We start from the raw sequence: 23,475 nt of genomic DNA, 5'->3' as shown, positions 1-23,475 counted from the left end.
ACACCCTGCTCGTGCGCCGCAGCGACACCACTGGTGAGCTGGCCTGGTACTGGTGGTGGATTCCACGCCCGATCCCCGTTCGCGATCTCGTGCACGTCGCCGGTGGATCGTCGGGGAGAACTTCCAGGCCGCCAAGGGCCACGCCGGGCTGGACGAGCACCAGGTCCGCCGCTGGAGCTCCTGGCACCAGTGGACAACCATGGCCATGCTCGCCCATGCCTTCCTCACCGTTCTGGCCATCGTGATGGACGCCGCCGGGTCCACCACCGACGAGGCCGGGCTCATCGCGGTCACGCTGGCCGAAGCACGCCGCCGGTTCACCACGCTCCTGGCCCGCACCACTGCGACCACCGAACAGATTCTCGCCTGGTCCCGCTGGTGACGACGCCACCAGCACCGAGCCCGCACCGCCCACTACCGCGGACGCGAAACCGCAGACCACAGTCCCCGCCCACGGCTGTGATACAGGGGCGGCGGGGTCTTCGGGACCATTGCGTGACGGTGTCGGCACCTCGAACCGCCGACGCCGTGACGCAATGCCGACTTGGCGGATTCACCGCCGACGACACGCACCCTCTGGCGCGGGGCGGCTTCAGTCGTCGCGCCCGGCACCGCGATCGGGTGCGCTCATATCCCCCGTAGCGGGCGTGCCATCGGCGAGCCCGTAGCGCAGGTACACGGTGCCCTTCGGACCGGCTACCGGCGGTTCGAGGAGCGTGACGTTCGTGGGCACCGCGCCACCGTCGAACACCTTCTTCCCGACGCCGAGCACGATCGGGTGCACCCAGAGGTCGAGACGGTCGAAAAGCTTCTCGCGCAGGAGGGTCTGCACCAGGTTCAGGCTCCCGACGACCTTGATGTGCTCGTGCCGGTCACGGATCTCGCGCACCGCGCCGGCCAGATCCGGGCCGAGCTGGGTGGACCCGGCCCACGAGAGGTCGGGCCTGCCGCGGGAGGCCACGTACTTCGGGACGCTGTTGAAGAGCGCGGCGATCTCGTTGTCCGCGCCGCCCTCCTGGTGCGGCCAGTAGGCGGCGAAGATGTCATACGTCCGGCGGCCGAGCAGGAGGGCGTCCGTGCCCTCGTACGCGGCACCGATCTGCGCCCCGGCGACCTCGTCCAGCAGAGGCGCCTGCCAGCCGCCGAACGGGAACCCCGCCGGGTCCTCGTCGGGGCCGCCGGGCGACTGCCCGACGAGGTCAAGGGTTGCGAACAGCTCGATGTGGATGAGACCCATGCCTTACTCCCAAGGAGTTGGTTGTTTCGCTCGGGAGGTTAGACCTGTGGGCGCCGGCAGACTCATCGCTGCGCCGGCACCCGCCCTCGTGCTCGTCGACCGCTTCACCTGGTGCATCGGTCACCACCCTGTCCCGCGGTCAGTGTCCTTGCGACAGCGTGGCCAAAGAAGCAGCCGAAGCCACCGCCGCCATCATCCCGCTTCACCGCCTCACGCACCTGCCCAACCAGCCGCTTGTCAGTACTGGCAGGCCCGAACCCCGGCGGCGGCTCGATCTCGAAGCCCACCTCCCCACGCAACGGTGACGCGCAGCACAGAACCCCACAATTCCGCCACTGCACGGCTTCCGTGATCATTACGACCGCATCCGGTCACCGATCGTGCGCGTCGTAGGCCACTGGGGGCATCGGGTGGGGCCCACGAAACACGTCCCCACCCGCAACCCCCATTGGTTGCAGACGCCCGATGTCACGGCGGGAGGAGTTCCTCCTGCGAGCCGGGCGGGTTCCTGCTGGCCGTGGTACCGCCTTTGCGGAGGGCATGCAGGCGGTGGGCACGCTCGTTGCGGGAGAACGGCGTGGCCACGGCGGTGCGGATGAAGGCGCTGATCATCGCACCTCGCGCACGGCGATCAGGGTCTCCAGGCCCTCCCAGTTACGGACGTCCCAGCCGTAGGACGCAGCGCAGGGTCCACATCGGACGCGTCGGGGCGGCCGAACCTGTGGTGGGTGTAGTGCACCTGGGCGAGCTCCCACTGGCGGGGACCCCAGCAGACCTGGTCCCGCTCGCCGAGGACTACCGATCCTGAGGTGCGGCGCTTCAACGCCGCTTACCCGCGGTGCTGCGCCGAAGCTATGGAGGAACTGGGCAGCAGGACGAGAAACAGCTGCCGCGTCATCGCGGGTCAGGCCGCGACAACCGCGACTCAGCTTGTGGCTGCGCTGCTTCGCCGGCCTCGCCACACCGCTTCATTGCACGGCAAATCGGGCAAAGCGCACCGAACCCGCGTTCGCCGTGACGGCCAGTCTCCGCGTGACCTGCGCCGACGACCGGGTCCAAACCATCGAGCACCCATCCGTGCTCACCCCGAGCCGGTGGGTGGACCGAATGCCCTATGGCCTGGGATTTCGTTGTGGGCTCCCAGGGGAGCAAACCCTGAACCCATGGATTAAAAGTCCATTGCTCTGCCAGTTGAGCTAAGGGCCCGTGAGGCGGGTTGGCTGTCTGCCGTGAGTCCTGCCACTGCGCGCAACTTTACCGGATTCTCGTGCGTGTATGCCCGGTTGATCGGGGTGTGGGGAGTACCGATGTCCCGTCATCGGTGCAAGCGCGCCGGCAGACGGGCGCTTGGGGTGTCGTTGCAGCTCACGTGTTGGTTCGTGATGTCCCGTGCCGTTCGGTGTTGGTCGCGTCCGAAACCACCGAGCACCCACGGAGCACCCAGGCGTGCGCACTACAGGATCTCTACCCAGGTGGGGGACTGGTGGGCATTCGAGTTGGCACACGACTGTGCCGCGGCCAGGAACCGGCCGAGGTGGTGGCTCATAGTGGCCGGAGCGCCTGAGGTGCCCCGGGCTTACCGGACAGGGCTCCGGCCATCATTACACGGTATCCCCTGGGGAGGCTGGCTCTCCGTGGAGGTATGAACGGAGTTCCCCCGAGCCAGAGAGTTGGCACAAACCATCGCAGTGATGAGGCGCATGAGGGACTGACCTCCGGTTAATTGTGTGCGAGCGTGGTGAGGCTTCTCTCTTCTGCGGACGCGCCTCAGACATCCGGGAGGCTATGTCGAATCCGAAGCTGTTCGATGGCGCCGTCGCGTTTCGGGCGCGGGCGTTTCTCAACTTGTTCGGCTCCCTGGCCGAGGGTTCTGGCTATGGGGCGAGCTGGGAAGTTGCAACTGGGACTTCCAGGTGGGAACGAATCCGATATTGGCCAAGCGGTGGCGTTTGTCCTGGGGTAAGTCGTGCCAGTTGCGTTGCTGACGTTTGAGCCAGTCGTAGAGATGGAAGCGCCCGACCTCGTCGTGAATAGGGTTATCCTTTTTGCGTACATGCAGGTCACCGTTGCGCTGGTAGTAGCGTTGGGCGAACGCGAAACCGGTCTCCCATTTGCGGTCGGATTGGCGTTTTCTGGCCAGTGTTGAGGCGTCCCAGATCATGTCGTAAGAATTCCACCAAGCGACTTCCTCCGGGGTGAGCGCGCCGGTGGTTCCTTTGTGGCGCACGGTCTGGATGTTGGAGCCCAGCTTCACTCCGTTTTCGGTGACGTAGTCAGCGGGAACGTCCAGGTGGCCATGCTGGCGGTAGTAGTCGTCGACGGATTGGTAGATCGCTTCCTGATAAGACCAGATCATGTCGTAGGAATTCCACCAGGAAACGTCTTCGGGCGAGACTTTTCCTTTGTGGTACAGCCTTCTCGTGTTCCTAATCACCGATCCGAGTTGGATGCCGTCGTCGGTGACGAAGCTTCCGGGGACGTTGAGGTGGCCGTGCTGGCGGTAGTAGTCATCGACGGCCGTGCGCACGGCCTGTTTTCGCTTCTCGGCGTAGTTGAAGGTCGCGCCGAGCTGCTCCAGATGGTCATAGACCGGACCGCGGGCACCAGCGTTGTAGCATCGCCGCTTGTAGCGAAACCATTCGCCGAGCTGCAGCCCATGGGCAGTGACGTGGTCCTGAGGGATGCGCAGGTGGGCGTGTGCGGCACGGAAGGCTTCGCAGGCGCCCAGATATTCCTCGTCGGAGGGCGCGAGGGTGCGCATGGCCCGCACCCCAATGGCGGCGGCGAACGTCTCGGGCATGGGAACGCCACGGATATGCCACCACGAGGGCAACCGTGTCCCCGCGTCCTGCGTCTGGTCAGTGTGGGCGCCGTGGCGGCGCCGTTGGGCGCGTGCCCAGTCCAGAAGCGCGTTGTCCATGGAGCCGAGGGCGCGTAGCGCCGCCCACACGGGCTCCCACACCGGTGATTCCACGGCGGTTGCGACCGCATCGTCCTCGCCCAGCAGGATGGGCAGGATGAAGGTGGCGACCTTGTCGAGGCGATCGGGGTCGACGCGCAGCGCCCGGCTGAGCATCTGGACCCCCATGGTGGTGGAGGTTATGGGGTGGGTGACGACGATGGTGTCGCAGCCGGGCGCGTCAAACCCATCGCGAAACAGCGCGACGTTGGTCACGAAGCGTTTCACCGGGGCCGTGTCCGTGGTGGGGGTGGCGAACTCCTCCAGTACACGGGAGCGCTGGCGGCCGTGGTGGTCTCCGTTGAGATGATGCGCCCACACCTGCCCGTCCCAGTCCTCAAGCAGGGCGGGGATGTGGCCCAGGTTGATTGCCCATAGCCGCGCATCCGTGCGCCGGGGGTGGAACGTGAGCGCGCGCTGCCCCCCGAACTCCACCATCGCTTTCAGGGTCGCCACCTGCAAGGCGGCCACGTCAGCGGAGATGGCCGCGCGACCCAGTTCGAGGTGTTGGCTGCGCGCGACAAGCTGGCGCACGTGCGTGCGCGTGATCACCGGGGTGACCACGCGAAACGGGGCCAGTAGGCCGCGGCGGATCGCCTCGGCGAAGGAGAACTCGTAGGCGCGCTCACCAAAGACGTCCTGGTCATCCATGCTGGCAATGTGAGGATCGCCGGTGCGGTCATCCTGGTGGACCACTCGGGGAGTGGCGGTGGTGTACTTGCGGCGCCGGGCCGGAATCGCGGCGTCGTCATGGATGCGGGCCCAGGCCCCCCGGCCAATCAGGTAGTGGGCCTCGTCAGCGAGGAGGAGATCCCACGGCGGCATCCCCCGCTGGTGCGCCTCGATCAGCGCGCCCAGCGAGTCATAGGTGCAAAAGCACGTCAGCCGCCCAGCACGACCAGTAGCGGCAATACGCTCAGGGTCGGTCGTCACCGACACCGCCAACCCGGCCAGCCGAGTGTCGTCGCCGAGGTGGCGGTCGCTGCAGACCACGAGGATCTCACCGAGGCCCGCATCACCGAAGAGGCGATATTCGGCCAGGGCTTGGATCAACAAGTTGATGCGGGGTGCGGCCACCAGCACCCGTCCCCCCTCGGGCAGCAGCGCATCGGCCAGGGCGCGCCCAACACGGGTCTTACCGGTACCGCACGCCATGACATCGTGCACCCGGCTCTGGCGGGCCAATGCCTTCAGGGAAGCCTCCACGGACTCCACTTGATGAGGACGCAACAGATTCTGATCCACGACAGAACCCTTCCGTCACGAATAATCCAGACCGGCCTCGGGGCGGTAGCCCACGCCACCGATGTAGAGGTGGTGCACGGGTGAGCTGTCGGGGGTCTCGTTGTCGGGGCGCCATTCGTTGACGGGGCACAACCCTGGGGGGACGAGGTCGAGGTCGCCGAAGTACATGCGGTGCTGGGGCCAGGGCCGCACCCATCCTGAGCCCAGGCCGCCGTCGACGAGCGCGGATTCGATTGCACGGGCGCGCGGATCGCTGGGGCCGGGGTTGTGAAAGTTGGCGATAGCGAGGTAGCAGCCGGGACGCAGGTGGGCGCGCAGATGTGCGGCGACCCTCTGGTCTTCGCCGTCGGGCAGGTGGTGCAGCACACTGGCCAGCAGTACCGCGAAGGGGCGCTCAACATCGATGAGGTTGAGCAGGTCCGGGTCGGTGAGGAGGGCATCGGTGTCGCACACATCGCCGGTGACGACGGTGGTGTTGTCGCTGGTGGCTAGCAGGGCGCGCCCATGGGCCAGCACGCTGGGATCGTTGTCCACATAGACCACGCGGACGTCGTCGGCGACCTGGCCGGCGAACTCGTGAATGCTGCTGGTGGTGGGCAACCCACTGCCGAGGTCAATGATCTGGCGAATTCTCGCCTGGCCCACCAACCATTGGGTGACCCGCTTTAGCCAGCGCCGGTTGTCGAACGGCGTCACCTGGGCACCAGGAACTTCCAGAAACTTCAGCGCGACTTCGCGGTCGGCGGCGAAGTTGTCCTTGCCGCCCAGCACCGCGTCATAGACCCGGGCGATGCTGGGCTCGCTGGTGTCGATCGGAGTGTTCACCCAGGGGGCACAGTGGGTGGGCGCGTCGAAAGGGAAATCCATCAGCTCGGTCCTCGTGTGCGGTTGGTGGTGTGGTGGCCGCGCCCCGCCGGGACAGGTCCCGGAGGGGAGAGGGCAGGGCGCGGCCGGCGTGCCGGCTGGCGAACCCAGGCGGGCCTGCTTGGGGCCCAGCCTGAGTTCGTGCCGGGAGCGGTGGGTGCTGGCGGTTTCATGTGGTGACCCGGCTGGTGAGGTGGGTCGTGATGGCGGTGATGAGTTGCTCAAGCGTGGTGGCGCGGCCGGGGATGAGCAGGTGTGTCAGGGGAAGATCGGCCAGGCCGGGGTGCAGTCGGGTGATCTTGTGGCGCAGCGCGACGATGGTCAGCGAGTCCAGGCCGAGTTCGGTGAGGTCGGCATCGGGGGCGAGGTCGACGGTGTGGCCGTAGCGGGCGGCCACCACGGGGGTAATCAGCGCGGTCAGGGCGGTGGTGATGGCCGCGCGCCGTTCGCAGGAGGTGGCCGCGTGCGCCAGACGGTCACGCAGTGCTGTCGGGGCAGGTGGCGTGGGTGCGGGGCGGGCCCAGGTGCGGGGCGGCAGGTTTGTGGCTGGAAAGTGGGTGGGGGCGGGCCAGGTGATGGGGATGCCGCGTGTGTGGGCCTCGGCCAGGGCGCTCAGCCAGGCGGTCTGCTCGTTGTCGACGTTGCTATCGCAGCTGATCACGGGAGGGGCGCTGGGGTCGTAAGTGGGCGTGGTGGCCAGGGTGTCGGTGAGTTCGGCGGCAAGCAGGGGGCGTGCTCCCAGCACGACGAACACACTCGGCTCGCCGTGGGCCAGGTGCTCGATGGTGGGGTGGAGCTGCACGGTGGTCAGTAGCTGGTGGGCCCAGTAGTCGGGGTCGAGCTCGGGTCCATCGACGCGCTCACCAGTGGCGGTGGAGTACAGCGGGATCGTCCCGGTGTGCGGGGCCAGGTGGCGGACGCGTTCGCTGAGATAGTTGGCGGCCTCACCCAGCAGTTCGGGGTGGTGGGCCGGCGGTGCGTCGGCCATGAGGCGGGCGGTGATGCCATCGGCCTGGAGCCGTTCACACAGATGGTGCAGATCGGTGTGTGTCCCAGCCACCACGCAGGAGCGGGGCCCGTTGACGGCGGCCAGGCGCAGTGTGGGGTTGGAGGCCAGCGCAGCCTGGGCCTGCTCCGCACCCAGGCCCACGGCAGCCATCGCCCCGCGAGCAGCGGCGCGCTGAAGGAGTCGACTCCGTTCGGCCACCAGGTGCGCGGCCTCGTCCAGGGACAGAATGCCGGCGGTGTGGGCGGCGGCGACTTCGCCTGCGCTGTGGCCCACCACCGCATCGGGGGTGATGCCCCAGTGAGTCAGCAGCGCGCTCAGAGCGATCTGGTGGGCGACCCCGGCGGGTTGGAGGGTGTGCAGGCCCTCCAACGCCTGGTTACTGTCGGGTTTCCAGGGTGGCTGGTCTAGGTAGGGCTCCAAGGCGGCATGGACGCGGGCGAGCGCCTTGGCATAGACGGGTTCGCGTACGGCCAGGTCGTGGCCCATGTGAGGGTGGTGGTGGCCATGGCCGGGGAACACGAAGACCACGCGCGGCCGGCGCTGGGGCGCGGTGCGTGGTCCTATTAGGGCTGGATGTGGTACCCCGGCGGTGAGTGCGTCCATCCCTGAGGTGGCCTCATCGTTGCAGGTAGCCACCACGACCGCTCGGTGGAGGTGGTGGTCGCGGCGGTGCTGGGCTGTTGCGGCGACCTCGACGAGGGGCACGGTTGCTTCGGAGAGTGCCTGCGACCAGGCGCCCGCGGTTTCGCGGGCCTCGACTGGGCCGGCCGCGGAGACCGGCACCAGATGCACCCCCGCACCGTGCTGTGACGGGTCGGCCTCGGCACGGACGGGGGTGGGTTCCTGAAGGATGATGTGGGCGTTGGTTCCGGTGAATCCGACCGCGCTCACCCCTACGGCCCGGTTGCCCCTGTCGGTGGTGGGCCAAGGCACCGGTGTGGTGGGCACCTGCAGGGCTACGTCGTCGCGCAGCTGCGGCATGGGCAGGGCATGGCCTGCGGTGGGCGGGATGGTCTCGTGCTCCAGGGCGAGCACCGCAGCAAGTACCGAGGCCAGTCCGGCAGCGCCTTCCAGATGGCCTACGACGGACTTGGTGGACCCCAACCACGCCGGCCCTTGCGAGGCTGTGGATCGAGCGCGGCCCACTACGCGCTCGAGTGCGGCGCGCTCGGCATTATCGCCCGAGGGCGTCGCGGTGCCGTGGGTCTGGAGGTAGTCCACCGCGCCCGCCTCGATGCCGGCGTGGGCGTAGACCTGGCGCAGCAGGTCGGCCTGGGCGCGGTGCGAGGGCGCGCCCACCCCGCCCGGACTGTTGCCGTCGTTGTTGCGGGCGCTGGCAAGGATGCGAGCCCGCACCGGACAACCCGCCCGGTGGGCATCAGATAGGCGTTGCAGCACCACCACTACGGCGCCTTCGCCGCGCACGAACCCGTCGGCGTTCTGGTCGAACGGGCGTGCACGCCCGGTAGGAGAGAGGACGCCGGAGTTGCGGAACATACGCGTGTGGGTGTCGAGCACCAACGCGTTGGCTCCGCCCACGATGGCCAGGTCGACTTCGCCCAGGCGCAGCGCCTGGTGGGCGTTGTGCAGCGCGACCAGCGAGGCCGAGCAGGCGGTGTCGACCAACTCACTGGGCCCACGCAGGTCGAAGGACCGCGAGATGCGTCCCGGCGCCATGCTGGGTAGCGCGGCGGCGGTGTCGACCATGGTCATCGCGTCGCCGCCCTCACCCAGGGTGGTGATGGCGTGGTCGAGGTAGGAGGAGCCCCACCACACCCCGGTCCCGGTGCCACGCAGCGTCGCGGGGGCGATGCCGGCGTGCTGCAGCGCTTCGTCAGTGAGCTCAAGCCCCCAGCGTTGTTGGGGGTCCAGCGTTGCGGCCTCGTCGGCGGTAAGGGTGAAGTGGGTGTGATCGAACCCGGTGAAGGCGTCGTTGTCGAGGATGCCGGCCGGCAGGATCGCCGCGCGTGGATGCTGGGGATCGGCGGGGGTGATCATGGTGCGCCCGCTCACCAGCACCTCCCAGAACCTGTGGGGTGTGGTGATGTGGCCGGGCAGTCGGCAGGCCATGCCGACGAGTGCCACGCTGTCGTTGGTGTAGGCCGGCGCGCTCATTTGGTGGCCTCCCACACCGCGACACAGCCCTGCGTGCGCACCGTGACGTGGGGGAAGTGCTGCTTCAGCACCGCTGTCAGATCGCCGAGGGAGTCTCCGGTGTTGTGGAAGGTGTTGTTCTTGCTGTTGTAGACGTCCATCAGGCGCTCAGCCCGAGCGGAGATGGACACACCGCGGGCCAGGATCGTGCAGCCCACGAGAGTGCGGCCCGGTTTGAGGACCCGTGCAGCTTCGCGCACCAGAAGGGCTTTGGCGGCGATGGTCTCGCCGGGCAGGGTGTGCAGCACCATCATGGCGCTCACCGAATCCACGCTGGAACTGGCCAGTGGCCAAGGGTCCAGCGCGTTTGCCTGGTGGGTGTGCACCGCGAACGCCCGGCGGCGCAGCCGGCGCTGGGTGTGGTGCAAACAGGCGGGATTGAGGTCGAGCAGCTCTAGGCGCTGCATTGGGGTGCGCCGGGGCAGCCGCGCCAGCAGGTGACCGTTGCCGGGGCCGACCTCCACGTGGGTCGGGCCAACGCGACTGGCGTGGAGGTGGCGCAGCGAGCGGTTGGAGACCCCCCACACCAGGGGGTGGCTGATGCCGATCACAACAGGGCCATAGATGAAGCGCAGTACCCACGGGCGATACAGGCCCGGGTTGGGCGAGGACACGGGAACCTGGGGGGTGTCGGACAAGAGAACCTCGCTCGAACAGAGGAGAGCAGCCTGGGACTGCCCCGTGAGGGGTCGTGGGATCGATTCAGCCGACAAGGAGTAGGCCAGCCGTGGTGCGCGGGTCGGGTTCGGCCACGGGGCGCGCTCGACGAGGGGGCGGGGTCGGGTTAGGCAGGGGTAGCGAACAATGTGGGGTCATCCCAGGCGGCGAACCAGGCATCGGCCGCTGCCGGGTCCCGCACCGCCGTGTGGAAACGCTGCTGGTCGGCGTCGCTGAGCTGGCCGGACCAGAACTTGGCCACCATGTCCACAAACGCCTGGGCGGGCTGCACGAACTGCTCGTCGTGGGCCTGGCAGGTCGCGTGCATGAACCCCGTATCGAAAGGGCGGCCAGCCTCGGCGTGGGCGAGGATGCGGTCGCGATACGTCAGGGCCGCAGCCGTGGAGCCCGCCCACCCCTGACCAGTCGTCAGACATAGGGGGCGCACCGTGTCGCCCATGCCCAGCACCGGCCCTCCCGAGGGCAGGATCCCCACCGGGCTGCGCGCCACCGGCGCGACATAGCCAAGGATGGTGTCGCGCTCATCAAGCAGCTCGGCCGAGGCACAACGCGCGTGCTGGTCCGGGGCAAAACGGTGGAGCCGTTGCCGGATCTGGGCGAACACGTCGATGCGCCGGGGCCGCTGGGCACCGGAAAGGAAATCCAGCTCCCCGCCGACATCGCCGATCATGAACAGGCTGTCGGCGGGCCCGTCCGCAGTCAGGGTGGGGATACGAAAGACCTCGCCATGCGGGGTGGTGGTCACCTCGAGATCGGCCGCGCCCGGACGCATCCCCGCCAGATAGACCTGCGAGATCACCCGCCGACGCCCCGGAGCCCGGTGAGGCTCGGGAATAAACAGCGCCCCGAGCTCACCGCTGCCCACCGCGATAACGATGAGGTCATAGCGGCGCGTGCGCGCGTACCAGTCCAGTTCGGAGACCGTGACGCCGTGATAATGGACCTTGGCGCCCCTGCGCTCGACAAGGTCGAGCAGGTCGGGCATCTTCACGCGCGGATCCACAGCGATCCCGCCACGCTGAGGCAGACGCCCCGTGAACCCCACAGGATCACCCTGCTCGGGGCGGGCAGTCAGAGACGCGGTCGCGAAATGGGGGGCTTTCTGCGACCACTGATCCAGGTCCGCGTCCTGTTCCGCGTGCAGCGTGGAGGGAAACGTCAACTGGGTGACCTCGGCGGTACCCTCCCGCAGCTCCTCGGCGGTCTTGCTGGTGAACAAATCCACAGTGATCGTGGCATTGAGCAGAAGGTGGGCCAGAATTACCCCGGACTGGCCCGCCCCGACGATGGCGACGTTCACCGCGACCTCCCCTCTCCCGCAAGCGGCGAGGCACCCACAGGCCCGTTGGCCAGTGCTACCAGGCCCAGGGCGCGCGGCACCCGGTGTGTGGATCGCACCTCAGGCACGAGCGGCCTCCCTTGCGAACTCGCTGCGGGAGGTGGGCCGCTGTAGCACTGCCAGCGCCTCGCTGAGACAGGGATAGGTGCGCACATCCCAATCGAGCACCGGAACTCCCGCATCGCGGGCGGCCCGGGCGCCCTCGGCACCGTCGACCCCTACGGCCACCACCGGCACTTGGCGCGCCCGACACAGCTCCACGATCGTCGCAGTGTGGCCAGGATCGTCCTCATCGAAGGTCAGGATCATCGCAAGAGCATCCCGCCCGGGATGGCGGTCGATGCTGCTGTCGGGCAGGCGAGGGTCGCCCACAACGAGGACGGCGACGTCGTCTCCGGCAGCCTTACGGGCACACGTGCGCTGCTGGGGTCGTGGATCCGAGTCGATGGTGAATCCGCCTGCCTCACGGAAGAGGACCCATCGGCACAACGGGCCAGCAACCGAGATGCGAGCGGAGGGAACCCCCTGGCCCACATCCTTGGGGATTCGTCGGCTCCTGCGGGTGAGGCGCTGCAGCACCCGATCAGCGAGCTGGGTGCCGGCCTCAACCGTGGGGGCGACCTTGACCATGTTCGCCTCACACAGCGCATACACGTAGGCGACCACCGCGCCAACGGAAAGGTCCAACCGGGCAGCCAGCTCTAGTACCGCCTGCGGACGCTCCGCCGCCCGATGGATCATCAGTGCCTGATAATCCAAACGGGACAGCGCCGCCGCGGACGCGGGAACCGCTGTCACCAAACTGTGGTGCACCAACGGATCACGGACCGAAAGCCGCGGAGCCAGGGTTGAATCTGAGGGGGTAGGCATCAGTAGTCTCCACAAGGGGGTGGGGGTAAAGAGGATCGAGCATCGTCTGGGGCGTGGGCGATTACCAGGGCCCACGATCGGCGGTGAACTCCAACTCGACGCGGTAGGTGTGCAAGCTCGCCGCTGTGGCGCCGCACCAGTGGTGCCGCTCCGCCTCCACCAGCGCCGCGGCACGGCCCACCGCATGCTTGCGAGCGAGGCCCTCGGGCGTGCCGACGTAGGGCACGAGGACGTGCCGCGCGTGGCAGCACTCCGTGCCGTCAGGGGTGATGTGCCACAGCCCAACCACGTAGGTGCGCGTCAGAGTTCGCAGATACGCCTGCAACGCCGCATCGGAAGCCAGGGGGCACGGAGCGTTCACCGGGACACCCCCGTGACGCTGGTGTTCTCCCCGGCCAACTCTGGCCGCGTCTGGCGCGGGAACGGTTTACCGACCCGCTCTCCGGGGGCCATGGGGTGCAGCTCAAGGTCGTCGACGCTGTCCGCGCGCACCGTGGGGGCGCAGCTAGTGTCCTGGACACAGAGGATGGCCACATGCCCGGTCAGGCGGCGACTGTCACGGGAGTGCCAGATGTGCCACGTACCGGCATGCTGCTCGTTCAGTCGGGCAAGAATGTCGTGATCAGGGGACGCGGTGTCCATGCTGCGACGCTAAGTCGCGCGCCCGTGCCAGAAGTTCAAAGAATTGAACCGGGTTTGGCTGATTAGATGACGCCCATGCGCCACGCCACCCCGCGCAGAACCGGATCTTTGATCGCGGTCATGTCGCGTACTGTCTCCTGGATGAGGGGAGAGTGCCGCACCTGGGCGACGGACAGCCGTTCTGCTTTCTGGAGTTCGCGTCCGGCGAGCTTGTCGCGGCCGAGCATGTGTAGAGCCCGGAACCGGTCCATGTGCAGGGCTGCCTTCCTGTTCTTGGAGGCCAACGCTGCCGTGTTGACTTGGTCTGAGATGCGCATGGCCGCGGCCGGGTCCCCCGCCTCCACGGCGAGAGTGGTCCTCCACACCCCGACGTTGGACACTCCGAACAACTCCCACGCGTTGGGGTCGTCCGGGATCTCGAACCGTGCGGCCAACCGTGCGGCCTCCTCAGCTTGGCGCCGCGCCTCGTCATGATCCCCGCTGACCTGCTGGGCTAGCGCTGCCGACAGTCGCAGCATCCCGTGCACCTGATGTGCCATCGGATCATCACCGATGTGCGGCTCTAGTTCGTCGACGATCCTGGGGGTAGCCAGCAACGCCCGGGATCGGTTCGCCGAGGAGCGGGCATGCGCGCGCTGATAGGCCGCCGCCGCATCCCAGACCGGATCGCCTAGCCACACGGCGGCCTGACGGGACCGGTCGCCGCTTATCCACGCCAGATCGGAGTGCCCGAAATGCCTCATGACGATCACGGCCAGACCACAGGCGGTGATGAGCTGCCGCAACGCCTCCGACCGGGCGGGTTCGGGCAGGTGCGCCCCGGCGTGCAGCTCGTCCAAGACGCCGGGCAGGGTGCGCATCATGGCGTCGTAGTCGGTACGCCGCAACTGGTCGTCCAACGTGCGGAGGTCGGCGGCGGTCTGGTCGAGGGGCCGCACGGGCACGTCAGGTGGATCGTCCAGAGAGTACTCGTGAAGGACTTCGCGCAATCTGACCAGGTTGACGCTGGGCAGGCGCGCGTTGATGTCGTCGGCGGGCTCGCCGAGGATAGTGTCAGCCGACACTTCGAGGACTTCGGCGATCGCGGCGATGTCCTGCCGCTTGTCGAGCGGCGTTTGACCATTCTCAACCATCGACATCCACCCTTTGGACCGGCCAATGAGCCCAGCCAGGGTGGCGATGTTCATGCCCTTGGCGCGTCGGGCGGCGCGAACCCTCTTCCCCATGGAAGGTGTGTGGGTAGAGTTATCCATGGCTCCGCTTCCAGCTGTTTGGTCGCACTCACAGCGTAGGGCGGAGCTTTCCTCATGTCAGGGGCGCGACCGGACCGTGACGTGGTCAGCATTGGGCGGGACGTTCGTACCCATGGTGCTGGGCCCCTCAATCCATCAGGAGGGCTGCTTGCCGCTGCCCTTACGACTGCCACGTTACGCGCGGCACCGTGGGGCCGGACTACTCGGGGATCAGGCATAGCCGCTGCCTCTACTACAGCAGCGGCCGCGGCCTCGACCCGGATGATTCGTGGTTACTACATGAAGGGGTAACGTGCTCACGTCGTCGTAGTCTGTGGCCGGGGGGCGGTAGCTCAGCTGGTTAGAGCAGCAGACTCATAATCTGTAGGTCGTGGGTTCAAGTCCCACCCGCCCCACGATCAGTTGTCGCCGGACCGGTGATGACGGCGACCACGGTGGCGCCGGCCGGGATGTCGCCACTGCTCGACAACTCGACGATGCCGTGCATCATCTTGGCGACGTAGGTCCACTCCAGCCTGAGTCCGTGGCGCCGCTCGAAATCGGCAATGAACGCGTCGAGCTCCGGAGTGCGCTTGGCGAATCCACCGAAATGAAATCTCGTCTCGACGCGCCAGTTCGCACTTGAAACTCCGGCTTCCGCCTGGAGCCGCGCGACCTCGCCCACCAGGAAGTCACCTCCCTTGAGCGCGGAGAACCCGACAGCGCTCGCCTGGGGCGGCAGGCCGGCGGCAATGCCGGCCAGGCTCCCGCCCGTGCCGACCGGACAGCAGATCACGTCGTACTCGACCTCGATCTCACTGGGGATGTCCATTGCGCCCTTGACGGCGAGTGCGTTGGACCCGCCCTCGGGGAGCAGAAAGAAGTCGCCGTGCTCCTCGCTGAGTCGTTCGATCACCTCGGGGTCGTGTTTGCGCCGGTAGGTCGAGCGGTCCAGGAAGACCAGTCGCATTCCGCGGTCCGCGCAGTAGGTGAGCGACCAGTTCAATGGTTTGCGCGCCAGTTCCTCGCCGCGCACCACGCCCACAGTCGCCAACCCGTAGCGGTGCCCGGCTGCGGCGACCGCGCGCAGATGGTTCGAATAGGCACCGCCGAACGTGAGCAACGGCCGGCGGTGGTGTCGGTGCGCTTCGTCCAGGTTCAACCGGAGCTTGCGCCATTTGTTGCCGGGGATCTCCGGATGGACAAGATCGTCGCGCTTGAGTAACACCCGAACACCGCGCGCCGCGAAACGCTCATCCACCAGCCTCTCCAATGGAGAGGGCTGCGGCATCAGGCGTGATTCCACGCGATCAAACTTTGACACAACCGCAGCGTAGACCGGGGCCTTCGTCATGTCAGGGCTGCGATTGGTGCGTGATCTCAGAGGAGCGTGGGCGCCTGTGGGTGCAGGAACGTCTTCCGAGGGACGTCACGGCACGCGTGGCAGCACTTGGCCGGGCGCATCGAGCTACAGCACGTGGTCCCTCTTCGGCGGTCATGGTGCAGCCGACCTGCTATTGCCCGAGGTGGCGGGGCCGAGGAAGCAGTGATCGCCGCTTGAGCAGGAGGTGTGTTCGGCTCAGGCAGCGCTTCCGCAGCGTCATTGGCCACACGCAAGGGGCCGGATTCGGGTCAAGGGTTGGTGAGTTGGTGGAGGGCGTGGTCGTAGATGGCCTGGACAGTGGGGATTGTGTCGATGCGCACGCGTTCGTTGGTGGCGTGTAGGCCCTCGTAGTGTGGCCCGAATCCGGCGGTGGCGGGTATGCCGAGGCGGGCGAGGTAGTTGCCGATATTGGAAGGCCCGGCGATCTTGGCTGCCGGGTAGAAGCCGTGGTGGGCGGCCGCGGTGGTGAGCGCTGTGCGTAGGGGCGCGTCGTGGTTCAGCGCGTAGGGGGGCCAGCGGGTGTGGGCTTCGATCAGTGTCGGCGGAGTCTCGGGCCAGTCGGTGTCGACCTTGGCGACCATATCGGCGATGGTTTGAGCGGCGTGGGCGTCGTCGAATGCGGGGGTGGTGCGGGCGTCAACGCTGAGGGTGCACAGATCCGGCACGGTCGAGAATCCTTGGCCGCCGTCGATCGCGGTCACGGTGAGCTTTCCGGCTGCGAATCCGTCGGCGGGGCCCGGCAGTGGCGCGAGGTTCAGCGCGGTGACAATCTCGGCAGCCTTGGCGATGGCGGAAGGGGTGGGGCGGCTGGCTCCGGAGTGGGAGGCGACGCCGTGGACGTGCAGTCGAGCCCGGTGGACTCCGCGTCCTCCGATGACGATGTGGTTCATGCCGGGGTAGCCGATCATCACTCCGCCGATGTCGGCGGGGGTGTCCGGGGAGTCGAAGTAACGGCGGGCGCCCGCGAATCCGCCGGTGTGCTCGTCGAGGTCGAACAGCACGACCACCTCGCCGCGCAGGGTCTGGGGCTGCTGGAGCAGACGGGCGGCCAGGTGGCAGAAAATCGCGACAGCCACTTTGGAGTCGGCCGCACCGCGTCCCCACAACCAGCCATCCTCCAGGGCCGCGCTGGTGGGCGGGTGGTGCCAGGCGTCCTCGTCGCCGAAGGGCGCAGTGTCCAGACAGGCGTCCAGCACCCAGGTCCGTCCGGGCTGGCGGCCCTGGACGCGGGCAGCGACCGCGACCGCGGTATCCGAGGCGTCCCGCAGGACCTGAGGGGCGAGGCCGTGATCGTCCATCCAGCCCATCAGGTGGTCGATTGCCGCGTCGTAGGGGTCGATACCGCCGCGCGTAGGGATGCGCACCAGGTCTTGGGTGAGTGCGACCACAGAGTCGAGATCGGCGTGGGCGCGGGCCGACGCGGCCGCGGGCTCGGGAAGGTTCATGCGGTGTACCGGTCTCGTGTGGTGTCGGCGTTCAACGAACGCAGGACCGTCGGGTTCTCGACCCGAGATGCCGCAGCATACCCCTGGCGTGCGTGGTCCACGAGTCGCATAGCAGCGTTGGGGCCGAGCACGACACCGCAGTCGAACCCGTAGACCGAAATGAATGAGGGCAAGGGTACAACTGCGGTGTGCTCGCAGGCGCAGAAGAACCGTTCGGGCAGATCCGTGTCGATGAGGCCGATGTGCAGCGTTTTCATGCCCAAGGAGCGGTCTTGGGGGTCGCGGATCTCCAGAAGGTGTTCCAGGTGCTCGAACAGGGGCTGGGTGCGGGGTGAGCCGAACAGGAGTCGGTAGTGCACCAGAGAGGGGCGCTGGTGTAGCGCGGTTTCGATCGCTGTGAGGTAGTTCTGGTCGCGCGAGCGTGACCCCGCCACCGCCAGATACTCCTCAGCCGAACTCACCACGTTGATCATGGCGTCTCTCAGCGACTGCGGATCGGTGATGAGCCGTGGGGAGTCACTGGCCTCGATGGGTGATTCGTCTTGGTGGGCGAAGAGAACGTGCACGGGTTCGCCGTAGTAGTGGGCGAGGAGCCTGCGGTAGCGAGAGCTGGTGGTGTGGCGTCCGCGCTCCCAGCCAGACAGCATGCTCGGCGTGACCCCGCTGGCGCCGTCAGGGCTGGCGTGATCGAGATCGGCACACACCTGTTCCAGGGTGGCACCCCGGTTTGTGCGGGCTTGACGCAAAGGGCTGGAGTGGGGGGCGGGTGGTGTCATGCACCACGTCCTAGGTCAAGGAGTTGTGCCTTCGATGGTGGTCTCTCGGACGATCGGGGTCGATACCAGCTTGTCGCACACCGCCTGCCAGGCCGGGTGGCGGTCCACGAGCGTGTATCCCTGAGGCGCGGTGAAGCTCCCGTCCAACATTTGGTCCAGTTCGTCGGCCGAGAAACCCTCGAATTCCCGTACCCGCCTGATGGGCAACGCATACCCCAATTCTTTGCCGTCGCGGGCGAGGTAGGGCAACACCGTCTCCCCGTTGCCGGGGCGCATCCGCTCGGCGAGCTGGGCGATGTTCTCGGGAGTGTCCTCGATCGCGATGTCCAGGTCGATGACAGCGCACATCCGCGAGTCGGGCGCGGTCAGATAGACGAACCACTGGGTCGGAGCACCGGACAGGTAGCGGCGTCGGAACTCGTGGGTCTTCTCGCCGCGCCACATCAGCTCGTACCACTGGGCGTTAAGCGACATCACCACCCGGACGGTAGGGGCGGACATGTCGAACAACGACTCGTTGTGCACGTGGAAGAACATCCCTTCGGCGCCACGGCGGTCGGCATTGTGAATGAGCCACTCTAGCCCCATTGGCATCGGCGGGGCAGGAGGTTGCCCAACCTGATCTCGGATTGTCCACCTGTTGTCGACTCACCGATGAACAACGGCGTGGACAACTACTGGCGAAGGCGTGAGCTGGTTGCGTGCCTGGCTTCGGGTGAGTCTGGAGTCAGCCGCCGACGGGTTGAAGGAAAGGTAAGGACACCATGCCCCATTCCCGCACAATCGGGTTTCCCCGCGAAAGTGACTCCGATGAACGCCGCACCCTGCTGACTCCCCAGCTTGCCCACGCCTTTTCCGGTGCCGGATTCCGCGTTATCAGCGAGCCTGGTATCGGCGCTGGTATCGGTCAGGACGACACCGCATTGCCGCAGGTGGAGTTCTGCGCGCCCGAGCAGGTGTGGTCGGCACCTCTGGTTTTGCGGTACAAGCCAGGCCCCGCCACCGACCTTGACCGTCTCGCCCCTGAGCAGACAATCGGCGCGATCTTCCACGCCGAAGGCGACCCGGACATGCTCACCGCGCTGACCCGCACCCGGGTGCGAGCGTTCAGCTACGAGTTCCTACACGAACGTGGAACCTTCCCCTTGGCCACGGCGGGCGGGCAGATCGCCGGAACCCAAGCCGTCCTCGCTGGAGCCCAGGCGCTTCAACGTCCTGAGGGCCGCGGGGTTCTCCTCGGTGGTGTGCCCGGCGCCGCACCGGCCCACGCTGTGGTCATCGGCAACGGCAACGTTGGCGCGGCGGCCGCCCACACGGCCGCACGGTTGGGGGCCCACGTCACCGTCCTGACGCGCACCTCGCACACCGCCACGACCCACGAACGCCGCGCCCCCGCAGGGGTGCGCGTCGAGACCAACACCCCTGAGCGGCTCGCCGAGCTGGTGACCACCGCCGACCTGGTCATCGGCGCCATCCTCATCTCCACCCACACCACCCCGGCGATGATCACCCGAGACCACCTGGCCACCATGCGCCCGGGCGCGGTGATCGTGGATGCCACCTGCGGGTACGGGAACGGCTACCTGCCCACCGCCGGACCGGTCCAGAAGCCGGGCGCCCCGCCGCGGATGGTGAATGGGGTTCTGCACGTCAAACTCGACGCTCTTCCCAAAGCGGTACCGGTGACCGCCTCACACGCCTACACCCATGCCGCGGCCCCCTACCTGCTCCGGCTGGCCCGCCATGTGCTCCACGGCGCCGACGACCCAGCCGTGCAGAGCGCGATGGTCGCACGGGCAGGAGCGCTGGTGCACCCGGTGCTGCGCGAGCATGCTGAGCGGTACACGGCGGGAGCGGTCGCATGAACGCCCCCGCTGAGGTAGTGGTGGACTCCTACCGCGACCGCGCCGCCTGGGCCCGCGCCGAGTGCCGACCCACCACCCCCTACTTGCTGGCCCAGGCCCTGGACGGCATCGCGCACGTGGTCGAGTTCCCCTGTGGGACGGGACACTTCCTGCCCGCCTACGCCCGCGCTGGGGTCCGCGTGCAGCTGATCGACGCCAGTTGGCCCATGCTCAGCGTCGCCACACAGCACGCCCGCGACGCCGGAGTGTCCGAGCTCGCGGTGGGGTGCCATTTCCTTCACCAGTTGCCGGCCCTCCCCCAGGCGGAGCTGGTGGTGGTCCCCCACGGGGCGCTGAACCAGCTCGCCGCCCAAACGCCACTGACCGATGTGCTCGCTCACCTGCGTGAGGCCGTCCGCCCAGGAACTCAGCTGCTCCTGCAACACCTGGCCTCCGATGAAGGTCCGGGGGGCAGCTTCTACACCCCGGCGCTGGCCGACGGCGAACCAATCCGCGACCACCGCTTCCGTGCTCCCCATGGCCAGGAGGTGCTGCGCCACCGGCGCCAACACCACAGCCCCAACCGAGCCCGGGTCCACATCGAGTTCACCTACACCACCGGGGGGCAAGAGGATCGCACCGCCCACGTGCACCTGGCCCTACCCACCGCGGTCGACGTCGAGGACGCGGTCATCCACGCCGGCTGGACCACCACCCACACCCACGCCGGCTCCGGTCTCCGCGAATTCCTCGCCATTGCGGGAAGCCGATGAGTTCCCCGCGCACGGTGCTGGACGCCGCACTCTACTGGGACACCTACTACGCCGACGTCTTTCGCTTTGGTCAGGGCACCGAACACATCCTGGCCCTACTGGGCCGAACCCCGCCGGTACACACCTGGAGTGACCTGGGCAGTGGTTCCGAGAGTCTGCTGTGGTCCATCGCCCTGAACGCCCGCCGGCTGACATCTGTCGACACCGACCCTGACCGGCTCGCCACCCTGACGGCATTCGCGCGCACCGGACGCCCGCGCGGTATCCACACGGTCGCATTAGCCCTGTGCGGGCGCGACGCTGACGCCTTCCCCCAACACTGCCGGTGCCTGACCTCCACTCTGGTCGCCGACTGTCTCACTCCCGAGCGGCTCCCACTACGGGTGCTCAGCGCCGACCTGCTCACCCAGTTCGGACTTCTCGGACTCTGCCGCAACACAGGCCACTTCACCGACGCCTTCACCCGCCTGCATGCCCACCTGCCCGAGCACGGGTGGGCAGCCGGCGCCAACTGGGTCCCCGCCGACTCGACGGGGCGCGTCCACCTCACCCACGGCGCCTACCAGCACGCAGCCCGCCAGGCCAACCTCCACCTGCTCCAGCTTGACCGCCTCCCCAGCACCGACCCCGACTTCCCCCACATCTGGACCTACCTCGCCCGGAGGATCCCACGATGAACGAGCTCTCCAGCGGTCTGTACTTCGCCCCCACCGGAATCGCCCACCTCACCCACACCAACACCGACCTCGTCCGCGCCGCCGCCCACGGACGCACCCAGTTGCGCGTCACCACCGCCGCCCAACTCAACGGCCACCCACATCTGGGCACCGTCACCACCATCCTGGCCGTGTTCGCCCTCACCGCCCGGATGGCAGACGACCTCAACATGCCCGCCACCATCATCTTCGACAGCCTCGAAAACGCACCGGCCGAGCACCTGACCATCCACGGCCGCCACTACACCCGCACCGTCCAAGACCTCATCGACCACGGACACCTCGACGCCCACGAACGCACCTCGGGGTTTCGCCGCCTACTCACCTGGGCCTCGGCCCGCAGCACCATCGCCTGGCAAGAACGGCCCTACGCCGTCTACCAGGAACTCCTCCCGGTGCGCACCTGCCTGCATGCCATCGCCCAACGCCAAGACGAATTCGCGCCCCTACTGGCCCCCGCCGATGGGCGCATCCGCGTCCGCCCTCGCTGCCCCCGGTGCCACCTCGTGGACAAGGACGCCCACGACCTCACCATGAGCGCCGGCGACCGCGAGGTGCTCCTCGACTCGGTCTGCCCCCACCACGGCCCCTACCGAGAAACCATCCCCATCCACGGCACCAGCGGTTGGTACGACGCCAACACCCCCGTGCGCTCCGTCCAGAAAGTCGCACTACTTGCGGCCGAACGCGACCACTACGACGCGTGCTCAATATCCATGGACGGGCCTGACTGGGGAGGAGCCTGGTTCTCCCACGTCATCGCCCCCGCCCTCGCCCTACTCGACATCCCCGCCCACGACTGGCCCATCAGCCTGTTCACCCCCATGGTCCTCGACCGCACCGGCGGAAAACTCTCCAAGAGCCTCTACGTCAAATACGGCCGCGAGTACGCCGACCTGCCCCCCGCCTTCCTCGACCTCGATCTCCTGCTGGACGCCTACGGCGAGGAGGCACTCGAAGCGCTGTGGCAGGAGACCACCCGGTGGGCCGCCGAACCCCGACGCCTCCACCGTTGCTACACCGTCGACCACCTCACCACCCTGCTGCGTCCCAGCCATCTCGGAGTCCCCGCATGATCTGCCTCGCCGTCGATCTCCTCGACTGCACCCACCCCGACCCAGCCCCCGATCAACTCGGCCACGCCATGCACACCACCGCGCACCTGCTCGGCGTGCACGTGCTCCACGACGCCCCAGTCCAGTTCCCCACCCACGGAACGACCCGCATGATGGTCCTCGCCGAATCCCACCTGGTGGTCTCCACCTGGCCCGAATACCATCTCGCCCAGATCGACCTGGTCACCTGCCGCGCAAACACCCCACCCGAACAGGCGCTGACACCCCTGACCCACCTGTTCGGCGCCACCGAAACGCGCCACCACCACATCCGGCGGGCCGACCCGCGCCTCGGTCCGTTTGCCTGCTCCTCGGACAATCGCCTTCATGTAATGCCCGCCCGTACCCCGGTCCAGCAGTCCAGCCCTGAGCCCAACAGTCACTAAAAGATCTGTTGAGACCTCTAAATCGCCGGTCGCCACTGCGGCCTGGACGGCAGACCGAGGCACGAAAAGCTCGCCTGCGACGCCCTTGAGCTTCCCCGCCGGCTCGCACCTATCCCCGCGTACGCGGGGGTGAGTCCGGGTCGTCCTCGGTCAGCTCAATGTGTGCCTGGTGCTCCCCGCCTATGCGGGAGTGAGTCCGGAGGCGAGATCGGCGAGGACTTCCCCACGTGGTGCTCCCCGCCTGCGCGGGGGTGAGTTCGTTGTACGCGCGCCGGTGTTTCTCAGCCTCCATGTCGAGCAGGGATGGTTTCCGGTCTTAGGCGTGGTCTGGTTCATCATGGTGACTTGGACGTCGAGCCGCTGTACTTCTCTGAATGTCCGAGCTGGTATCTGGCCTGGGAGCGTTTCGCCGAGGTCCTCCACATCGCCGGACACGCCGACCAGCGGATCGCACTCGTTCATTACTGTGAGGGCTCGTAAATCGCACCGTTCCACGAACCTGAGCTTCCCCCGCTTCCACTGACATCTTCGCTGGCTCAACAACAGCTCCGAGTGCCACCAGGGGGAACGGGACCACCATCACCACCTTGGACCCAAGCGGCACCGTGCCCACTGCGACACGGAGGCTCGTCACGCCCCGCCAGTCCCCACGGACGCGGGTGCTCCCCAATCATGAACGGATTGTCCCGCTTAGGCTATCGGCGCGGATGGGCAGACAATGCGATAAGAACCGACGTTCCCCAAGTTTGTCCAACGGATAGTAGTCTCGCGCCAGCGACGCCCCGCTGCGGAACGGGAGCGGACCAT

General features: G+C 67.5%; 21 protein-coding genes and 2 tRNA genes. 7 read left to right on the top strand and 16 right to left on the bottom strand.

All coding sequences use genetic code 11. The features are described 5' to 3' along the window. Window positions 1–52: 52 nt before the first annotated feature. Complete coding sequence (locus F4561_RS25795) at window positions 53–382, top strand: hypothetical protein (protein WP_184582517.1); 330 nt, start codon at window positions 53–55, stop codon at window positions 380–382. A 210-nt stretch (window positions 383–592) separates the two neighbouring features. Here the strand turns inward: F4561_RS25795 and F4561_RS25790 are convergent, their stop codons facing one another. The 12 genes from F4561_RS25790 to F4561_RS25735 form a co-directional block, all read right to left on the bottom strand. Further along, on the bottom strand, window positions 593–1,237 hold the full coding sequence (locus F4561_RS25790) for a dihydrofolate reductase family protein (RefSeq protein ID WP_184582515.1): 645 nt from the start codon (window positions 1,235–1,237) through the stop codon (window positions 593–595). A 468-nt stretch (window positions 1,238–1,705) separates the two neighbouring features. After that, a complete protein-coding gene (locus tag F4561_RS25785) occupies window positions 1,706–1,849 on the bottom strand; it encodes a hypothetical protein (RefSeq protein ID WP_184582513.1) in 144 nt (47 codons plus the stop codon). A gap of 521 nt (window positions 1,850–2,370) precedes the next feature. Next, window positions 2,371–2,443 (bottom strand) — tRNA-Lys (locus tag F4561_RS25780). A gap of 634 nt (window positions 2,444–3,077) precedes the next feature. Further along, window positions 3,078–5,441 carry a DEAD/DEAH box helicase gene (locus tag F4561_RS25775; RefSeq protein ID WP_184582511.1) on the bottom strand — a complete coding sequence of 788 codons (2,364 nt, stop codon included), beginning with the start codon at window positions 5,439–5,441 and terminating at the stop codon, window positions 3,078–3,080. 15 nt (window positions 5,442–5,456) lie between these two features. Next, window positions 5,457–6,308 (bottom strand): SAM-dependent methyltransferase, encoded by an 852-nt coding sequence (locus tag F4561_RS25770; RefSeq protein ID WP_184582508.1) that lies wholly within the window; start codon window positions 6,306–6,308, stop codon window positions 5,457–5,459. Window positions 6,309–6,474: 166 nt separating this feature from the next. Further along, window positions 6,475–9,429 carry a type I polyketide synthase gene (locus tag F4561_RS25765; protein WP_184582506.1) on the bottom strand — a complete coding sequence of 985 codons (2,955 nt, stop codon included), beginning with the start codon at window positions 9,427–9,429 and terminating at the stop codon, window positions 6,475–6,477. Beyond that, window positions 9,426–10,106 (bottom strand): class I SAM-dependent methyltransferase, encoded by a 681-nt coding sequence (locus F4561_RS25760; protein ID WP_184582505.1) that lies wholly within the window; start codon window positions 10,104–10,106, stop codon window positions 9,426–9,428. Before F4561_RS25760 ends, F4561_RS25765 begins: the two co-directional genes overlap by 4 nt. Before the next feature lie 146 nt (window positions 10,107–10,252). Next, on the bottom strand, window positions 10,253–11,446 hold the full coding sequence (locus tag F4561_RS25755) for a styrene monooxygenase/indole monooxygenase family protein (protein WP_184582502.1): 1,194 nt from the start codon (window positions 11,444–11,446) through the stop codon (window positions 10,253–10,255). Between the two features lie 99 nt (window positions 11,447–11,545). Next, complete coding sequence (locus F4561_RS25750) at window positions 11,546–12,226, bottom strand: hypothetical protein (protein WP_312885538.1); 681 nt, start codon at window positions 12,224–12,226, stop codon at window positions 11,546–11,548. Between the two features lie 190 nt (window positions 12,227–12,416). Then, the gene (locus F4561_RS25745; protein ID WP_184582498.1) at window positions 12,417–12,716 is read right to left on the bottom strand and encodes a hypothetical protein; all 300 of its coding nucleotides are present in this window, start codon (window positions 12,714–12,716) and stop codon (window positions 12,417–12,419) included. After that, complete coding sequence (locus F4561_RS25740; protein WP_184582496.1) at window positions 12,713–12,997, bottom strand: hypothetical protein; 285 nt, start codon at window positions 12,995–12,997, stop codon at window positions 12,713–12,715. Before F4561_RS25740 ends, F4561_RS25745 begins: the two co-directional genes overlap by 4 nt. 62 nt (window positions 12,998–13,059) lie before the next feature. Beyond that, a complete protein-coding gene (locus tag F4561_RS25735) occupies window positions 13,060–14,223 on the bottom strand; it encodes a helix-turn-helix domain-containing protein (RefSeq protein WP_184582494.1) in 1,164 nt (387 codons plus the stop codon). A 348-nt stretch (window positions 14,224–14,571) separates the two neighbouring features. Between F4561_RS25735 and F4561_RS25730 the strand changes: the two genes are divergently transcribed. Continuing rightward, window positions 14,572–14,645, top strand: a tRNA-Ile gene (locus tag F4561_RS25730). On the opposite strand, the gene F4561_RS25725 is transcribed toward F4561_RS25730, so the two are convergent. From F4561_RS25725 to F4561_RS25710, 4 genes are all read right to left on the bottom strand, one after another. Further along, entirely contained in the window at window positions 14,627–15,583 is a 957-nt protein-coding gene (locus F4561_RS25725; protein ID WP_184582492.1) for a 1-aminocyclopropane-1-carboxylate deaminase/D-cysteine desulfhydrase, read from the bottom strand. The genes F4561_RS25730 and F4561_RS25725 overlap by 19 nt on opposite strands. Window positions 15,584–15,861: 278 nt before the next feature. After that, the gene (locus F4561_RS25720) at window positions 15,862–17,058 is read right to left on the bottom strand and encodes a M20 family metallopeptidase (RefSeq protein WP_184582490.1); all 1,197 of its coding nucleotides are present in this window, start codon (window positions 17,056–17,058) and stop codon (window positions 15,862–15,864) included. Continuing rightward, window positions 17,055–17,762 carry a helix-turn-helix domain-containing protein gene (locus F4561_RS25715; RefSeq protein ID WP_221445624.1) on the bottom strand — a complete coding sequence of 236 codons (708 nt, stop codon included), beginning with the start codon at window positions 17,760–17,762 and terminating at the stop codon, window positions 17,055–17,057. The genes F4561_RS25720 and F4561_RS25715 overlap by 4 nt, the downstream gene beginning before the upstream one ends. Before the next feature lie 87 nt (window positions 17,763–17,849). Then, window positions 17,850–18,428, bottom strand: coding sequence for a hypothetical protein (locus tag F4561_RS25710; protein WP_246437290.1), 579 nt, complete (start codon window positions 18,426–18,428; stop codon window positions 17,850–17,852). 170 nt (window positions 18,429–18,598) lie between these two features. On the opposite strand from F4561_RS25710, the gene F4561_RS25705 reads away from it, so the two are divergent. Genes F4561_RS25705 through F4561_RS25685 form a run of 5 tightly spaced genes read left to right on the top strand, consistent with a single transcriptional unit; the run spans window position 18,599 to window position 22,668 of the window. Continuing rightward, a complete protein-coding gene (locus F4561_RS25705) occupies window positions 18,599–19,699 on the top strand; it encodes an NAD(P)-dependent oxidoreductase (protein ID WP_184582488.1) in 1,101 nt (366 codons plus the stop codon). Next, on the top strand, window positions 19,696–20,451 hold the full coding sequence (locus F4561_RS25700; RefSeq protein ID WP_184582486.1) for a class I SAM-dependent methyltransferase: 756 nt from the start codon (window positions 19,696–19,698) through the stop codon (window positions 20,449–20,451). The genes F4561_RS25705 and F4561_RS25700 overlap by 4 nt, the downstream gene beginning before the upstream one ends. Next, window positions 20,448–21,128: a class I SAM-dependent methyltransferase gene (locus F4561_RS25695; protein ID WP_184582484.1), complete on the top strand. Its 681-nt coding sequence runs from the start codon at window positions 20,448–20,450 to the stop codon at window positions 21,126–21,128. The genes F4561_RS25700 and F4561_RS25695 overlap by 4 nt, the downstream gene beginning before the upstream one ends. Next, window positions 21,125–22,243 carry a hypothetical protein gene (locus F4561_RS25690; RefSeq protein WP_184582482.1) on the top strand — a complete coding sequence of 373 codons (1,119 nt, stop codon included), beginning with the start codon at window positions 21,125–21,127 and terminating at the stop codon, window positions 22,241–22,243. Before F4561_RS25695 ends, F4561_RS25690 begins: the two co-directional genes overlap by 4 nt. Continuing rightward, window positions 22,240–22,668, top strand: a complete 429-nt coding sequence (locus F4561_RS25685) for an S-adenosylmethionine decarboxylase family protein (protein WP_184582480.1) — start codon at window positions 22,240–22,242, stop codon at window positions 22,666–22,668. Before F4561_RS25690 ends, F4561_RS25685 begins: the two co-directional genes overlap by 4 nt. The last annotated feature ends 807 nt before the right edge of the window (window positions 22,669–23,475 follow it).

The organism is Lipingzhangella halophila (assembly GCF_014203805.1).
Lineage (GTDB): Bacteria > Actinomycetota > Actinomycetes > Streptosporangiales > Streptosporangiaceae > Lipingzhangella > Lipingzhangella halophila.
The sequence above is the reverse complement of the archived record's forward strand: the minus strand, read 5'-3'. Positions and strand labels throughout refer to the sequence as shown.

Coding starts and splice junctions, on each gene's coding strand:
- F4561_RS25750 (WP_312885538.1), bottom strand. CDS start 12,226: ATGATCCATCGGGCGGCGGAGCGTCCGCAGGCGGTACTAGAGCTGGCT.
- F4561_RS25785 (WP_184582513.1), bottom strand. CDS start 1,849: ATGATCAGCGCCTTCATCCGCACCGCCGTGGCCACGCCGTTCTCCCGC.
- F4561_RS25710 (WP_246437290.1), bottom strand. CDS start 18,428: ATGCCAATGGGGCTAGAGTGGCTCATTCACAATGCCGACCGCCGTGGC.
- F4561_RS25705 (WP_184582488.1), top strand. CDS start 18,599: ATGCCCCATTCCCGCACAATCGGGTTTCCCCGCGAAAGTGACTCCGAT.
- F4561_RS25700 (WP_184582486.1), top strand. CDS start 19,696: ATGAACGCCCCCGCTGAGGTAGTGGTGGACTCCTACCGCGACCGCGCC.
- F4561_RS25790 (WP_184582515.1), bottom strand. CDS start 1,237: ATGGGTCTCATCCACATCGAGCTGTTCGCAACCCTTGACCTCGTCGGG.
- F4561_RS25725 (WP_184582492.1), bottom strand. CDS start 15,583: ATGACGAAGGCCCCGGTCTACGCTGCGGTTGTGTCAAAGTTTGATCGC.
- F4561_RS25685 (WP_184582480.1), top strand. CDS start 22,240: ATGATCTGCCTCGCCGTCGATCTCCTCGACTGCACCCACCCCGACCCA.
- F4561_RS25735 (WP_184582494.1), bottom strand. CDS start 14,223: ATGGGGAAGAGGGTTCGCGCCGCCCGACGCGCCAAGGGCATGAACATC.
- F4561_RS25695 (WP_184582484.1), top strand. CDS start 20,448: ATGAGTTCCCCGCGCACGGTGCTGGACGCCGCACTCTACTGGGACACC.
- F4561_RS25690 (WP_184582482.1), top strand. CDS start 21,125: ATGAACGAGCTCTCCAGCGGTCTGTACTTCGCCCCCACCGGAATCGCC.
- F4561_RS25770 (WP_184582508.1), bottom strand. CDS start 6,308: ATGGATTTCCCTTTCGACGCGCCCACCCACTGTGCCCCCTGGGTGAAC.
- F4561_RS25720 (WP_184582490.1), bottom strand. CDS start 17,058: ATGAACCTTCCCGAGCCCGCGGCCGCGTCGGCCCGCGCCCACGCCGAT.
- F4561_RS25765 (WP_184582506.1), bottom strand. CDS start 9,429: ATGAGCGCGCCGGCCTACACCAACGACAGCGTGGCACTCGTCGGCATG.
- F4561_RS25740 (WP_184582496.1), bottom strand. CDS start 12,997: ATGGACACCGCGTCCCCTGATCACGACATTCTTGCCCGACTGAACGAG.